This window comes from Cyclobacterium sp. 10D3-21 (assembly GCF_055809755.1).
Genome location: NZ_CM147924.1, coordinates 244,824 through 259,532, shown reverse-complemented (window position 1 = coordinate 259,532; position 14,709 = coordinate 244,824). Strand labels below are relative to the sequence as shown.

Annotated in this window: 11 protein-coding genes; 8 read left to right on the top strand and 3 right to left on the bottom strand. The window is 37.7% G+C overall.

Annotated elements, in window-relative coordinates:
• Positions 1–21: 21 nt before the first annotated feature.
• Positions 22–1,374, top strand: a complete 1,353-nt coding sequence (locus tag AC0L7T_RS01135) for an FAD-dependent oxidoreductase (RefSeq protein WP_473340472.1) — start codon at positions 22–24, stop codon at positions 1,372–1,374.
• Positions 1,375–1,406: 32 nt separating this feature from the next.
• Here the strand turns inward: AC0L7T_RS01135 and AC0L7T_RS01130 are convergent, their stop codons facing one another.
• On the bottom strand, positions 1,407–2,330 hold the full coding sequence (locus tag AC0L7T_RS01130; protein ID WP_473340471.1) for a 1-aminocyclopropane-1-carboxylate deaminase/D-cysteine desulfhydrase: 924 nt from the start codon (positions 2,328–2,330) through the stop codon (positions 1,407–1,409).
• Positions 2,331–2,382: 52 nt separating this feature from the next.
• On the opposite strand from AC0L7T_RS01130, the gene AC0L7T_RS01125 reads away from it, so the two are divergent.
• The gene (locus AC0L7T_RS01125) at positions 2,383–3,417 is read left to right on the top strand and encodes an RluA family pseudouridine synthase (RefSeq protein ID WP_473340468.1); all 1,035 of its coding nucleotides are present in this window, start codon (positions 2,383–2,385) and stop codon (positions 3,415–3,417) included.
• Between the two features lie 487 nt (positions 3,418–3,904).
• Positions 3,905–8,230 carry a hypothetical protein gene (locus AC0L7T_RS01120; protein ID WP_473340466.1) on the top strand — a complete coding sequence of 1,442 codons (4,326 nt, stop codon included), beginning with the start codon at positions 3,905–3,907 and terminating at the stop codon, positions 8,228–8,230.
• Positions 8,231–8,411: 181 nt separating this feature from the next.
• Here AC0L7T_RS01120 and AC0L7T_RS01115 read toward each other — a convergent pair whose 3' ends face one another.
• Complete coding sequence (locus tag AC0L7T_RS01115; RefSeq protein ID WP_339714369.1) at positions 8,412–8,984, bottom strand: hypothetical protein; 573 nt, start codon at positions 8,982–8,984, stop codon at positions 8,412–8,414.
• Between the two features lie 633 nt (positions 8,985–9,617).
• On the opposite strand from AC0L7T_RS01115, the gene pheS reads away from it, so the two are divergent.
• The 5 genes from pheS (at position 9,618) to AC0L7T_RS01090 (ending at position 14,102) form a co-directional block, all read left to right on the top strand.
• Positions 9,618–10,646, top strand: coding sequence for a phenylalanine--tRNA ligase subunit alpha (pheS, locus tag AC0L7T_RS01110; RefSeq protein ID WP_473340464.1), 1,029 nt, complete (start codon positions 9,618–9,620; stop codon positions 10,644–10,646).
• 84 nt (positions 10,647–10,730) lie between these two features.
• Positions 10,731–11,570, top strand: a complete 840-nt coding sequence (locus tag AC0L7T_RS01105; RefSeq protein ID WP_473340463.1) for an FkbM family methyltransferase — start codon at positions 10,731–10,733, stop codon at positions 11,568–11,570.
• The gene (locus AC0L7T_RS01100) at positions 11,570–12,349 is read left to right on the top strand and encodes a glycosyltransferase family 2 protein (protein ID WP_473340462.1); all 780 of its coding nucleotides are present in this window, start codon (positions 11,570–11,572) and stop codon (positions 12,347–12,349) included. Before AC0L7T_RS01105 ends, AC0L7T_RS01100 begins: the two co-directional genes overlap by 1 nt.
• Positions 12,350–12,609: 260 nt before the next feature.
• A complete protein-coding gene (locus AC0L7T_RS01095; protein WP_473340460.1) occupies positions 12,610–12,984 on the top strand; it encodes a hypothetical protein in 375 nt (124 codons plus the stop codon).
• 551 nt (positions 12,985–13,535) lie between these two features.
• Positions 13,536–14,102: a DUF3244 domain-containing protein gene (locus AC0L7T_RS01090; RefSeq protein WP_473340458.1), complete on the top strand. Its 567-nt coding sequence runs from the start codon at positions 13,536–13,538 to the stop codon at positions 14,100–14,102.
• A 120-nt stretch (positions 14,103–14,222) separates the two neighbouring features.
• Here the strand turns inward: AC0L7T_RS01090 and AC0L7T_RS01085 are convergent, their stop codons facing one another.
• Positions 14,223–14,690: a TlpA family protein disulfide reductase gene (locus tag AC0L7T_RS01085; RefSeq protein ID WP_473340456.1), complete on the bottom strand. Its 468-nt coding sequence runs from the start codon at positions 14,688–14,690 to the stop codon at positions 14,223–14,225.
• Positions 14,691–14,709 lie beyond the last annotated feature (19 nt).

The following is a 14,709-nucleotide window of genomic DNA, read 5'->3' as shown; positions in this document are numbered from 1 at the left end:
AGCATAAAATTTATTAAAATAATGAAAGAGAAAATAGACCTATTGGGCGCAGGACTCATTGGATCCTTGTTTGCCATATACCTCAAAAATAGAGGATTGGATGTAAATATATTCGAAAAACGCGAAGACTGGCGCAAGTCAAAAAAGTATGGAGAAGGGCGATCGATCAACATGGCCTTAAGTGAGAGAGGATGGAAAGCATTGGAAAAAGCAGGCATAAAAGATAAAGTATTGCCATTTACCCTTCCAATGTCGGGTAGAAGAATTCATGATGAACATGGGAACACTTATTTTCAACCCTATGGCAAGGAAAATCAAGCCATTTATTCCATCAGTAGAAATATTTTTAACGAGATTCTCCTCAATGAGGCAGAAGCACTCGGGGCAAAAATTCACTTTAACCACAAAGTTGAACGTGTAAATGTTTCGAAACGGGAAGTAGAATTTAGTCTTAAGAATGGGTCAGAAAAGTACTTGACTTCTGATATTTTGATAGGCTCTGATGGCTCATTTTCAGCCCTCAGAAATGCCTTTCAAAGCCAATTGAGGTTTGACTTTTACCAAAAATTTATCTCACATGGGTACAAAGAGCTCCATATACCTCCAACTCCTTCAGGAGAGTTTGCCATGGACCCCAAGGCACTGCATATATGGCCAAGGGGAAAGTTCATGCTTATAGCATTGCCCAACTTGGACAAATCCTTTACCTGCACCTTATTTTTACCCTTCGAGGGGTACAAGGTAAGTTTTGAAAACATCTATGATGATCAGGATATCCTTCAAATCTTTAAAACCCATTTTAATGATGCATTAGATTTGATGCCAAATCTTCTCGCAGATTTCAAAAACAACCCTACCTCTGCACTAATTAATACAGAATGCTACCCTTGGACAGAAAATAATACCCTCTTGATTGGAGATGCGGCACATGCCATGGTTCCATTTTACGGGCAAGGCATGAACTGCGGGTTTGAAGACTGTTTTATTCTGGATAATTTAATAGAGAAATATGGAACCTCTTCCTGGGATTTGGTATTTGAAAAATTTCAGAAAAACAGGAAACCCGATACGGATGCCATTTGCCAGCTCGCCATGGATAATTTTGTGGAAATGAGTGAAAATTTAGCCGACCCCAACTTCTTGATCAGAAAGAAAATAGAGGCTAAACTCCACGAATTGTACCCCAATGAATGGCAGCCATTGTACACTATGGTGACCTTTACAGACATGCGGTATTCCGAGGCATACGCCATAGGTAAGTTACAAGCCAAAATTATGGATGATGTGATGAAGGATCCCAACGTAACCAAAAACTGGAACAACCTGGACTATGAAGCCATTTTGGCGAAAGTCGAAACTTTTGGTGCCGTTTAAGCAGAAAAATATAAAAGCTATTCTAATTTGGTTTAGAGTTGGATGCCCAGTCTTTGTTCAAAGCCACGAAGGCCCTGCAATCCGCCAGTATGTAACACCAATATTTTACTTCCCTTGGTGAAGTAATCTTTCTGAATTAAATCGAAGAGGCCAAACATCATCTTACCTGTATACACCGGGTCGAGTGGTAGGTTGGCCTTTTCCTTCAGCTCTTTCATAAACTGTATCAAAGGTGGTTTGTGTTTGGCGTATCCTCCAAAATGATAAGCTGTCTGAATATTATAGGTACATTTAGGAATGATTTTATGCTTTTGGAGTAAATCGTCTATTTCGGAAAAGATAAAATCTCCTTTTAAAGCAGAAAAACCTATCACTTGTTGCTTTTGCATTGCGCTACCCAAAAGCCCCGCAAAAGTTCCTCCGGTGCCAATAGGGGTGGTGATATAATCCATGTTTAGATCCTGCTCCGTCAGAATTTCTTTGGTGCCTTTAATGGCCATGGCATTGGTACCGCCTTCGGGAATAAGGTAAAAATCCCCAAACAGGCCTTTCAATTCCTCAAGAATTGAAGGACTGTCCTTTTGCCTGTAATCCGTTCTGCTCATGGGGTGAAGTAGCATCCCCTGATTTTGGGCATCTTCTAAGGTAGGATTAAGTGGAGCAATGACCTCCCCTCTGATCACACCAATGGATTCCAGCCCATTTGCTGCCGCAGCAAAGGCAGTGGCGTGGATATGGTTGGAATAAGCTCCACCAAAGGTTAAGACTTTGGTGAGACCAAGGTCTTTAGCGGCTTTAAGATTATAATGTAATTTGTAGAATTTATTACCTTGGACGTCTGGATGAAGAAGGTCCAGTCTTTTTACAGTTACATCTAATTGCCTTTCACTAAATAAAGGGTTATATATTTGTTGATAGATAAGCGGTTTATTTGGAGCCAAAATAAAATAATCCAATGATTTAAGGTCAAAACTCTAATTGTTTTTGATCAAATCCTAATTTTGCACCATGACAGAGATCACAAATGAAGAATTACCTGAGGAGGAAAGCTATTTTGATCATTATGAACTTAGCGTAGATCCAGGTCAACGGCCAATAAGAATAGATAAATTTATTACTGATAAAATGGCCTATACTACTAGAAGTAAGGTTCAGAACAGTATTGCATCAGGCATTGTTAAAGTCAATGGGGAAATAATCAAGGCAAATTACAAAACCAAAGCTGGTGATGTGATCACCTTTGCTATGGAAAAGACGCGCAAAGAGTCCGATGTGATGCCAGAAGAAATCCCTTTGGATATAAGGTATGAAGATGATCATCTTATGGTGGTTTATAAGCCCGCAGGCATGGTTGTTCACCCAGCGCATGGGAACTGGACAGGCACCTTGGTCAACGCTCTGGCCTATTATTTTAAGAACCTACCTGAATTGCCTGGAAATTCAGGGCGTCCGGGTTTGGTCCATAGAATTGATAAAGACACGAGCGGCTTGTTGGTAATTGCCAAATCTGAGCGGGCGATGAGCCATCTTGCAAAGCAATTTTTTGACCATTCCATAGCAAGGTCTTATGTGGCAATGATCTGGGGAGAACCTGAAGAGGATGAAGGAACGATCAATGTTAACATAGGGAGAGGGATAAAAGATCGGAAAGTCATGCAAGCCTATCCTGAAGGTGATGATGGCAAATCAGCAATTACGCATTGGAAAGTGATAAAAAGATTGCGCTATGTGACATTAGTAAGTTGCGAGCTTGAGACTGGCAGAACGCATCAGATCAGGGCACATATGAAATACATAGGCCACCCATTGTTCAATGATGCCGTCTATGGCGGTGATCAAATTCGAAAAGGCACGCAATTCTCAAAGTATAAAACCTACATTCAAAATTGTTTCCAAATATTACCAAGGCAGGCACTTCATGCCAAATCTCTTGGCTTTATTCATCCTATTACTGAGGGACAATTATATTTCGAAGGAGAAATGCCCCAGGATATGTTAAGCGTTATTGAGAAGTGGGAAAATTACGTAAAGTTTGAAAAATAGTCAATTATCGAATCTCTAATCTCTGCAATAATTTAGGATAGTAAATTGCCATATTCACTTTATTACCGGTCAATATTTTTCATTATAATAATTATTTAATATTTTCATTAAAAATATTTTCTTAATCTCGATGTTTTATTACATTTGTTACATCAAAATAAAATTTGGTTTCTATTCTTAGGCTCCATAAATTTTTTGATAATGTTCTAAAACATTGTAGGGTGTTGAAATTGGCAGACATGCCCTCCTGTCTCGGGGGTGAGGAATCCGGTTTATCCGGCGTATTGGATAAAGCACGCATAGAGCTCAATGTGTTGCCTAACAACCTCGTGGAGGTTCGAGTCCTTCTCCTACAGCTTTAATACAAAAGCCGGTGAATATATCAAAGCATATATTCACCGGCTTTTTCATTTTCCAGCACTATATTTTTCTTTTAGCATTCTTTCTTAAATTATTTCCTCTTTATTTTGTATTCTTGATCTGAAAAATGAGTGAAGAGCAAATAGATATCAAAAAATCTGGTAAGAAGAAAAAGCGATTTCTGAAAATCTTTTCAGTCTTTGCCCTGGTAGTTGTTTCAATTCATTTTATGTTATTTTTTGGAGCGGATTTGCTCTTTAGGAAATACATAAAACAACAAGTTGAAAAAGTATCCAATGGCAAATACCTGGTGGAGTTTGACAGGGTTTACCTTTCTCTGTTTCAGCGAGGTCTTTTTGTGGAAAATTTTCAACTTCTTCCTGTTGATCCAGCCATTTTTGATGCGGAAAAGATTCCTTATTACAAGATTTCAGTTGATCAATTGGATATTTTGGGCCTGAGCTTCAATCGAGAAGAAGGCAAACTTTCCGCTAAGGAGTTACGATTAACGGCTCCCGTAGTTCAGTCAAGGCAACAAGTAGGAATTACTGAAAATGAGAACTACAGCCCACTAAATCAACTTGAAATTGAAATAAAAAAATCACTGAACGGTTCTTTAAAAGAAATTTTTATAAGTGATTTCTATATAGATCAGGCCAATCTTTTGATCGAAAATTTTATAAGCCAAAAATCCATTTCTGCTGCCAATACCAATTTGTATCTGAAAAACGTCCACTTGAAAGGGGATGAAAAAGGAGATACTCCATTTGGGATAGAAGGTTTTCGTTTGGACTTTGACGACTTTTTGGTATCTCTTTCAGACAGCATTCACAAAGTGACGGCTCAAAAGGTAGCCGTTTCTTCTTTGGAGAAACAAATTCTGGCCAGTAAAATCAAAGTTTCTCCGGACCTTGCAAAACCTGCCGATGTATATTATGAGATTTCCCTGGAAAATCTTGCCTTAGGAGATGCTGACATCACGGAAATGTTTCTGACTTCCAAAGTAGACATAGGAAATTTAACACTTGAGGCGCCTCATTTTGTGCTCTATACGGATAGAAACGCAGTGGATGAGGAGGCAAGAACCTCTGACTTGTATGAATTGGTCAAAGACATGTTGGAGTCAATCTCCATAAAATCACTCACCATAGACAATGGGCAGTTTCTACAAAGAGGCGTACTTAACCCAAACAAGAACAGGATAGAAGCAGATGATATCCAATTCTCTATGGAAGAAGTTTACCTGGGACAAGATGAAGCTTTGAAGAAGGATAATTTTTTATATGCCAGGAATGCAACTTTGACGATTGACAGGGCCCGGATAGCTTTGGCAGATGAAATCCACTGGATTTCGGGGCATAAAATATACCTTTCTACCTATGATGATAAGGTAAAGATTAACGAAATAGAACTCAAACCTGAGGTGGATGAAGACAGCCTATCCGATGCCTCATTGTTTGAAATAAAAGTTCCTTTATTGGAATTTGCCAATGCCAACCTGAGAAAAGTTTACAATGAGAACATCATTGATATCGGTGAATTGATGATAGACTCCCCAGATGTAGTGATCAAGGATATCCTTGGGAGCTCTTCTGAAGAAGACAAGCCTTCACAGATGACCGACCTGCAGCAGCTTACCAAAGGTTTTTTCAAAGCTGTATATGTGAAAAAATTACAAGTGGAAAGTGGAAGCCTTGTACTGGACAATCACCTTAGAATTAGGCAAGACAGTCTGGCTTTTGGAAAAATTAATTTCCTTTTGGAGAATTTTCAGCTGGATGACAAGCACATGTCCGACACCTCTGCTAGGATTTTTCTGGCCGATAACCTCATCCTGGAAATTGATGACTATGCCCTTAAATTATCGGATAACCTCCACCTTTTCGTAGCGGATAAAATCCTTATTGATACCAAAAAGGATTTATTACATGTAGATGGATTCAAATTAAAACCATTTTCTCCAGAAGCGGTTCTCCCTTTGCTGGATAAATATGGGAGAACTACGGTTTTGGATATTGAAATTCCCGAATTTTCTGCCACCGGAGTGGATATCAATCAGGCCTATTTCCAAGAAAAATTATTTATCCGTCACATTGATATTCCTAGCCCATCCATTCATTGGACAAAATACATTTCAAAGGATAAACCCAATCAAGAAAAATTAGAGCGCGGAGATATCCTTGAATTGGTAACCAATTACTTTAAAGTGATCAGTGTAGATTCTTTAAGCACCGAAAATGGCACTTTTACCTATGAAAACTTTGCCAATGGGCGCTTTAGGTCCTTTGCTGAAAATGACATTTCGGTCAAAGTCAAAAACTTTTACCTGGATGAAAACATTGACCCTTCTGCGAATCGCACCTTGTTTTCAGATGAAGTAGATGTCAACCTCAACAATTATCTTTTTAATATAGCCAACGGAAAATACAGTATAGTTGCCGGCCGGATAGGCTTTAACTCTGCCCGAGAAGAAATCAATACCTTCAATGTAAAATTAATGCCAAATAAGGACCTGAAAGCCAAGGTCAGTATCGAGGCCAGTTTCCCAGACCTAAGCTTTAGCGGGGTTGATCTGGAAGCCTTTCTATTTGACAATACACTCGCACTCACCAAGCTTAAGTTTTCTGATGCTGAGGTCAGTCTATCCATAAACAGGGATTTCAGCAAAGGAAAGGTGAATACGGACACTACCAGGAAGAAAAGTAGAAACTTGCCAAAAACAATAGATGTAATAAAGATTGACTCCATTCTAGCAACCAATGGATCCTTTAACATCGCCAATTATCAGGAAGGAAATGACCTGCAACTCATCAATACCGGAATAAATATTGCCATAGCTGATTTTCTTCTTGACTCCACCAGGCTATCTCAAGGAGACATTGCAAGTTTCTTTTCTACCATGGCACTGGATGTGGATGATTTTTCACTTGCATTAAAGGACAGTATCCATACCGTTACGTTTTCAAAAATCGAACTTGACTCAAGGGAGGAGGAAATTTTGATAGAAAATGTCAATGTGATCCCTAAGGATGAACCGGGAAAATTGAAAGGCCCAATAATAAATGCCCATATTCCTAAAATCACAATTAGCACACGTTCCCTGACCAGTTTTCAAAAAACAGGCGTACTGGACATCTCCCTATTACAACTTACCGATCCGTCTGTAAAGCTATACCTGAACAAGGATGAACCAGCCATTGTATTGCCACCCAAGGAAGAAAAAGAAGTGACCCGGAAAATACTGGAGAGTATTCTGGTAAGAAACTTTAAACTCAAAGGCGGTAGTTTTGCATTAATCGACAAGACCGACACGACTTCTCAAAGAGCTTTTAATAATCTCCGACTAATTTTGAGTGACTTAAATTTTGACTTCACCCAAAAGCAGACATTTAATTCTGATTTCTTCTTTAATGATGATTTTCGCTTTGAGTTTAAGGATTACGTCTTGAATCTACCCGACAGCATGAACCAGGTAAGCATTGGAAAGTTGATGGTTTCAACTGACAAGCTTGTGCTTGACGAAGTCCGCTTCTCTCCAAGGGTAGGTAGATTTGCTTATGCCAGAGTAAAAGGAAAACAAACGGACGCCATAGAATTATTTGTTCCAAAAATAATTATCGATGGATTTAATCTGCAAAAATTCATCTCAGAAGAAAAGCTCGAGGCCGTAACCATGAAGCTCGAAAGGCCACAATTGGAAGTGTTCAGAGACAAAAGGGTTGAAGAAGACACCACGGTTGTTAAGATGATGCCACAGCAACTGATGGAATTGTCTTCTCAGGTAATCGAAATGGATACTTTGATTGTAGAAGATGGGATAGTGACCTACAGGGAATTCCCTATAAAAGGAATGATTCCCGGGGCAATAACTTTCGATCAGTTCAATGCTAAAATGTACCCTTTTAGGTTAGGGAAATTTGGTGAAGATAGAGGAAACCCAAAAGTAGAAGCCACATTGAGGTTAAACCAGGAAGCGATGCTAAAGGCTTCTTTGTCCATGGGTTTTAAAGATCCCTATCCCATTTCTATCGATGCAAGTGTTGGATCATTCGAACTGTCAGCCATCAATTCTATATTGGCAACAAATGCCTTTGTGACCGTAAAAAGAGGTACAATTAAGGATGGAGAGTGGCACTTTGTCGCAGACAAGCACCATGCAATTGGTGAGATGACGCTTAAATACAACAATCTTAAAGTGCAGCTACTCGAAGAGAGAACGCTTGAGGATGCAGGAGGTAAAAAAGGAATTTTGACCTTTGTCATCAATACTTTGGCACTCCGGAAAAACAATCCCCGCCCACTGTTCAATAGACTGGTATCTTCACCTATTTACGTAGAAAGATTACACCATAAGTTTGTTTTTAACTATATGTGGAAAGCCACCTTTTCCGGTTTGATGGGTAGTTCTGGACTTATGAAACCCAAAATTCCCAAAAAAGAGGAGGAAGAATAGAAGAAAAAATTTGCGCCATGCAAAATCAACGAAATACTAAAAAGACGGGGGCTCATTAGAATTATGAGGCAATCACTTTTACAAAACTATATTCCACCAAATATTCAACAAAAAACCAAAAGAGCCTCGGTCAGTACTGACCGAGGCTCTTTTGCATTCATTGTATTTTTAAATCTATTTATCAAAAAGAATAGGCCAGTCCAGCCCGTAACCAATAGCTTGTATATTGACTTCTGAACCTTATTCCATAGGCAACGGCAGGCACAAACTGCAAATTATCAGTCAAGAAAACTCTGGCTTTAAGCTGCAATCTTGGTGCATGCGTCACAAGATTACCAGTTTCTCTAAAAGTCACACCTTGGCTGGTCAATTCACCTAAAAGTTCGTGGGTTGTTTGTCGCAAATAAGCCAATTCACCTGATAGGATTACCCTTTCAGACTGGTGGAAGTCATAGCCCAAGCCCAATGTAAAGGTGGACATATTGAAGTAATCCATTTCTTCAGGTTCCAAAAAAAAGCTATTACCTTTACCTTCGAAATTAAATTTTCCATAGGTAATATCTCCATAAAATCGATCATTAATGTATCGTGAATAGCCAATTTCAAATCCTTTTGCAGATAAATTCCCACCTGTAAACCTATCAGCTTCAATAAAAGAATAACCTAAATAAATGGTATTTTTGGTATTTGTCTGAGCATCGCTGGTACGCACAAACAAAAAGACTGTTAACGCTAATAATAATAGATGTTTCATTATATAATTAATTTTCTTCTAGTGTAAAATAAGCCCTTATTCTGTTAAACCTATAAACAGGACAGTTTGCGCTATAACTATATGGTTTGCATTTTATTACGAGATAGTAGTGTTAATCCTTTTTTCATTTGATTTAGAATTTTAATAGTTTAAAATAATACATTTGTTTTAAAATTTTAAAGAATAATGCGGTTAAAAATATGGTTTAAAAAAACAACTAAAATAAAAATATTTAATGTTTTTATATAAATATTTACAACGGTATTAATTATATATTAAATAATAACTGCAAATGTATTAATAATAATTTTAATAATAAAATAATAGTTCAAATTGTTTAACCAAGAATAAAGTAGCGTAAGATTTTGCAAAAAATTTCTTATCCTACCAGCATTAAAAACATATAATGGAAAATAAAGTGTTATTAAGTAATCTAGATTTTACAAATATCCAGACCAAAAACATTCTTTAAAAAGAGTTTAATTACATACTAGATAATGATGGCCTTGAAATGGTGGTGTCAAATTGGGATGGGTACAGCCCGTCAAAATCAAATAACCTTTACTCTTTTAAAAGATAGGTGACCTCAAATATTTATTTTAGATTTGTGGTCTTACAAAGATCAATTCCCACATGCAAAGTGAAAAAATAAACCAGATTAAAGCCGAAATAGCATCAGCTACAGCTACAAATGCAGAAGAACTTGAAGCTTACAGGATGCGGTTTATAAGTAAAAAGAGTGTAATAGGTGCTCTTTTTGCCGAAATGAGGAACATTCCAAATGAACACAAGAAAGCATTTGGTCAGGAAGTCAATGAAGTAAAACAACTTGCTGAAGAAAAATTTCAGGACCTCATCGCTCAATCTGAAAGCGGAAACCAACAAAAGGCAAGTCTTGATCAAGACCTTACCCTACCTCCTACTGTGTGGCCTGTTGGTGGAATACATCCGTTAACTGCCGTCCGTCAGCGTATCGTTACCATTTTTGAGCGAATCGGTTTCAACCTATCCGAAGGCCCAGAAATTGAAGATGACTGGCATAACTTTACTGCTTTAAATTTTCCTGAAAACCATCCTGCACGGGAAATGCAGGACACCTTTTTCATAGAAAAACATCCGGACATTGCCTTAAGAACACATACCTCTTCTGTGCAAGTAAGGGTGATGGAATATGAAGAACCACCTATCCGTACCCTTTCTCCCGGCAGAGTTTTTAGAAACGAAGCCATCTCTGCCAGGGCCCATTGTATTTTCCACCAAGTGGAAGGGCTTTACGTAGATGAGAATGTGAGTTTTGCGGATTTGAAACAGACCCTTTTCCATTTTGCCAAAGAGATGTTTGGGAAAGACACCAAGGTGAGGTTTAGACCTTCTTTTTTCCCATTTACAGAGCCAAGTGCTGAGATAGACATCTCTTGCCAACTTTGCGGAGGCAAAGGCTGCAACATCTGTAAAGGCAGTGGTTGGGTAGAAATAGGTGGATCAGGAATGGTCGACCCTAATGTCCTTAAAAATTGTGGCATTGATCCCGAAAAATACACTGGATTTGCCTTTGGTATGGGCATTGAACGAATCGCCATGCTAAAATATCAAATCAACGACCTTAGGCTTTTCACAGAAAATGACATAAGGTTCCTTAGTCAATTTAGAGGTTTGTTATAAATAATCCTGATACACTAACTGACTTCGAAACTTTTGCCTGTTTTGCAAATTTGCAAAACAGGCAAATTTTAATATCTTTGATTGATGCACAAAAAACTATCAATTATTTCCCTTAAGCGGAAATTACAAGGAAAATGGAAAGCTTTTCGCTTCGATTTAAGTGCATCAAATAATCCTGCCTTTATAGGGTTTTACAAATACTTCTACAATCCGAAAGAGGGAAGCCTGAGTGATTTTTTGAGTCTTTACTCTCTTTCAAAAAAAGGTGATTTTACTGTTATTCAGATCGGTGCCAATGATGGCATAACCCATGACCCCATTCATAAATTTATAAAACGAGACGATTGGAAAGGTGTATTGCTCGAACCGCTTCCCGGCGTATTTCATCAATACCTTAAAAAGATTTATGTTAAAAATAGGGGCATAAAAACAATCTGCGCTGCTATAGGTGAAGAGGATGGTACCCAAGCCATGTATAAAATTGGTTTTTCTGACATGCGCTGGGCAACTGGCCTTACCTCCTTTTCCAAGGAGAAAGTTTTAAAGGCCTTTGAAGACGGGATAGTAGTTTCCAATTGTTCAAAGTTTGGTGTTGAAATCCCTGAGGACAAAGAGAAGTGGGTTGCGAATGAAGAAGTGGAGGTAATCTCCCCGAAAAGCCTTATAAACAAATACAAAATAGCTAAAATAGATCTGCTACAGATCGATGCCGAAGGTTATGATTTGGAAGTCATTCGAATTTTTGACATCCCTCAAACAAAACCTGAAGCCATAATCTTTGAGAATGTTGGTCTAAATGCTCAGGATTACGAGTCTTGTCTACTTTTATTAAAAGAAAACCAATATTCTACGCGGAAATTTGGCCCCAATACCCTGGCGCTTAAAATGCCAATCGATAACGCCTTTCAAAAATTCTTTGCCTAATGAAAAATGCATTGGTATCCATTGTGATCCCCTGCTACAATCAGGGCAATTATCTCGACGAAACAGTACAATCCGTTTTAGCCTCCAGCTACAGGCCTATTGAGATTATCATCGTTAATGATGGATCCAAGGACGATTCTTTGAAAATTGCCCATCAACTACAAGAAAAACACCCTGAAATATTCGTATTGGACCAACCTAACAGTGGAGTCGCCAAAGCGCGAAATTCTGGGGTTAAGGCTGCAACAGGTGCCTACATTCTACCCTTAGATGGAGACGACCTTATTTCACCGGATTATTTGGAAAAAAGTGTAGCAATATTGGCCCAGCAACCAAAGGTCAAGGTGGTTTACTGTCAGGCAGTAAAATTCAATTCCAGCAGGCAAAAACCCTGGAAACTTAAGCCCTTTAGTCGCAATAATCTGGCAAGAGACAATATGATCTTTGTAGCAGCCTTGTTTAGAAAATCAGATTATATTGAAATAGGAGGATTCTCTGAAGACATGACAATGGGTCGTGAGGATTGGGAATTCTGGATAAAGATGTTGAAAGATGGAGGAGAAGTAATCCAGCTACCATTTATTGGATTCTATTATAGGCTGACCCAGCAAAGCAAAAGAAAAAGAACGGGCACCAACCAAAAAAAGCGAGAAAGGATCGCCTATTTGAATGCGCATCATTTGCCTTTCTTCGAAAGGGAATTAAATGGCCCGCTTAGGTTCCAACGTACCTGGTCAAAGCCATATAATACCTTATTGAAATGGTTGGGTAAACTATAGAAAAAAGGACCTACAATCGAATAAATATTCCCCTACTGGAAAAACAAGCATTGCACAGGTAGTCTTTGCACCAAACCTCCTAAGTCAGACCAAGTTACAATTCTCAAGGTTCAGCAACATTATGAACAGAGGAATATTTGGAACTTTCACCAACATACGAATCATTAAATTACAAATTTATAAGTTTGTAATTATGCCATGAGATTTTTTGGATTCAAGGGAAATAATCTTATATTCATAATCATAATATTTACTTTAATATGAAAGAAAAAATCAATTTTAGCCTTCACAGCTTAAGCTTAATAGTAGTTATCGGTCTCCTTGCCTGGTATTTTGTTAGTACTGGTATAACCGCATCTACTGTATTTACCTACATGATCGTAGTTTTGATCATTGTAGAAATCACGAGCTTAATATTGGTCAGTGGCATATATCCTGAGAGTCACACTTCTTTCAAAATTGGGATCATCGCTTCTCTTTTAATTCTTTTGGGTATTAAAATCATGATGCCCTCGTTTTTCGTACCAATTTCAGTTGCATTAATCGCCGTCAATTTTTTATATAATTTCTACTCCAATAATAAACGTCGAAAGGGTGCTTTTAGAAGAACGAAAAAAAAGACCGCACGTTTTTAACCTTATATATCTTTAGTCAAAGTCAATCCATTTTTTGAATTTTCCCAGAGTAGACCAAGGCTATTCTATGATAGAATAACCTCATGGACAATCCTTTATCTCAGAAATGAAGGAATTTCCGTTGCATGCAAGTACAATAGTATCTAAGATTGCTAGTTTTATAAGCCGTGTTTTCTGTAATAAGTTAACGACTAATGATAGTAGATTTCCTAAATATTGCCCGTTTTTAAAACAGGACTTGTTCATTTACGGACACTGATAAGATTTCATTCCGCTTATTTTCAGAGACTTACAATTTTATAAAAAATAATTCAGAATAAATTACTTTTTCGAAAAGCCTCCAAAAACCGATAATTTCTGTTCGATAAAAAAGCAGATAACTGTACGATTGTTCGGATATGATACACTTCTGTTATATCAAGACTCTTTTAAAGGTTACATCTGTGTCAAAAAAAAAAATTATGGACTTTCCAAAATGATTCCCACCATGATTTGGTACGCGCTTGGCAATAACTGTTGTAAATAAAATTAAATCCAAACAGTCCAAAATCATGAAAACTATAGCATTATTAATTCTCGCAATCGGCTTATCATTCTCAAGCTACGCATCAGACAAAAGGTTAATGGAAGTTTCTTCTGTTGAAATTCAAGAACAAAGGTTCGCAATAAAATTAAGTGAGGCCATAGGAAAAGTTCGGATTACCATCTTCAATCCAAAAGGGCATATTATAAACAGGACTTTCTTTGAGATAACTTCCCCCCAAAACATCCCTTTTAATTTAAGCGATATACCTGAAGGCCTGTATAAGGTAAAACTCGAGACTAAAGACGATTCTCAGACCTTCAATGTTAAAAGTTATCGAAAACCAGAAACGAAATTGATGGCTTATGCAAAAACAGTTGATAAAAATACTTTCAATCTAAGAGTACTTGGAGTATCGGATCCAGGTACGGTGGTAACCATTTTCAGTAACAACCACAAGGTACTCTTGAAGGATAAAATCCAGGAAACCGGTGGATTTTCAAAAAATTATCACTTGGAAAATTTAATATTAAATCAGGTTTATCTTAAGGTGGAAGATGCCAAAGGGAAAAGCAAGTATTTGTATTTCAATTGATCTTTAGGCCAATGCTAAACTAGGATTAAACCCAAAATACACAATCTATGCTATTTCATTCCTTGTTTCATACAAGGTTATAAAGCCTCCCTGAATTCAAGGAGGCTTTATAATTTTGTTCTATTGGTACATCTCAATAAGCTCTTTAAGCTTCTCTTTACTTATTTGACCTGTATGGAAATGTTTTTTACCATCTGCTGTTACAAACAAAGTGGCCGGGATGGCGCCTGACCAATCTTTTTTCAATTTTTGCTTCCAATCCTTTTGTTCTTTTTCACTGAGCAACCATATTGGAGAGCTAAATCCCTTTTTCTCTACAAAGGCTTTCACCCTTTCAGGTCTTCTATCATCATCCAAAGACACAAATACCAAACTAGTCCCCTTGGTATTCTTAACGATGGATTCAAAATAGGGCATTTCATCAATACAAGGCGCACACCAGGTAGCCCAGAAATTATATATTCTCAATTCATCGGAGGGTGCCTCAACTTTATTCATAAAATCCCCAAAATCCAAGGTGACCATAGGATCAGTATTGACAAAGCCCAGACTTAGAAAGAGAAATATAACTTTAATTTTTAACAACATTTATTTTAAATTTTATGCA

Bases quoted from the DNA above. Each gene is read 5' to 3' on its own strand.
- AC0L7T_RS01135 (WP_473340472.1), top strand. From the start codon at position 22: ATGAAAGAGAAAATAGACCTATTGGGCGCAGGACTCATTGGATCCTTG.
- AC0L7T_RS01125 (WP_473340468.1), top strand. From the start codon at position 2,383: ATGACAGAGATCACAAATGAAGAATTACCTGAGGAGGAAAGCTATTTT.
- AC0L7T_RS01120 (WP_473340466.1), top strand. From the start codon at position 3,905: ATGAGTGAAGAGCAAATAGATATCAAAAAATCTGGTAAGAAGAAAAAG.
- AC0L7T_RS01115 (WP_339714369.1), bottom strand. From the start codon at position 8,984: ATGAAACATCTATTATTATTAGCGTTAACAGTCTTTTTGTTTGTGCGT.
- pheS (WP_473340464.1), top strand. From the start codon at position 9,618: ATGCAAAGTGAAAAAATAAACCAGATTAAAGCCGAAATAGCATCAGCT.
- AC0L7T_RS01105 (WP_473340463.1), top strand. From the start codon at position 10,731: ATGCACAAAAAACTATCAATTATTTCCCTTAAGCGGAAATTACAAGGA.
- AC0L7T_RS01100 (WP_473340462.1), top strand. From the start codon at position 11,570: ATGAAAAATGCATTGGTATCCATTGTGATCCCCTGCTACAATCAGGGC.
- AC0L7T_RS01095 (WP_473340460.1), top strand. From the start codon at position 12,610: ATGAAAGAAAAAATCAATTTTAGCCTTCACAGCTTAAGCTTAATAGTA.
- AC0L7T_RS01090 (WP_473340458.1), top strand. From the start codon at position 13,536: ATGAAAACTATAGCATTATTAATTCTCGCAATCGGCTTATCATTCTCA.
- AC0L7T_RS01085 (WP_473340456.1), bottom strand. From the start codon at position 14,690: ATGTTGTTAAAAATTAAAGTTATATTTCTCTTTCTAAGTCTGGGCTTT.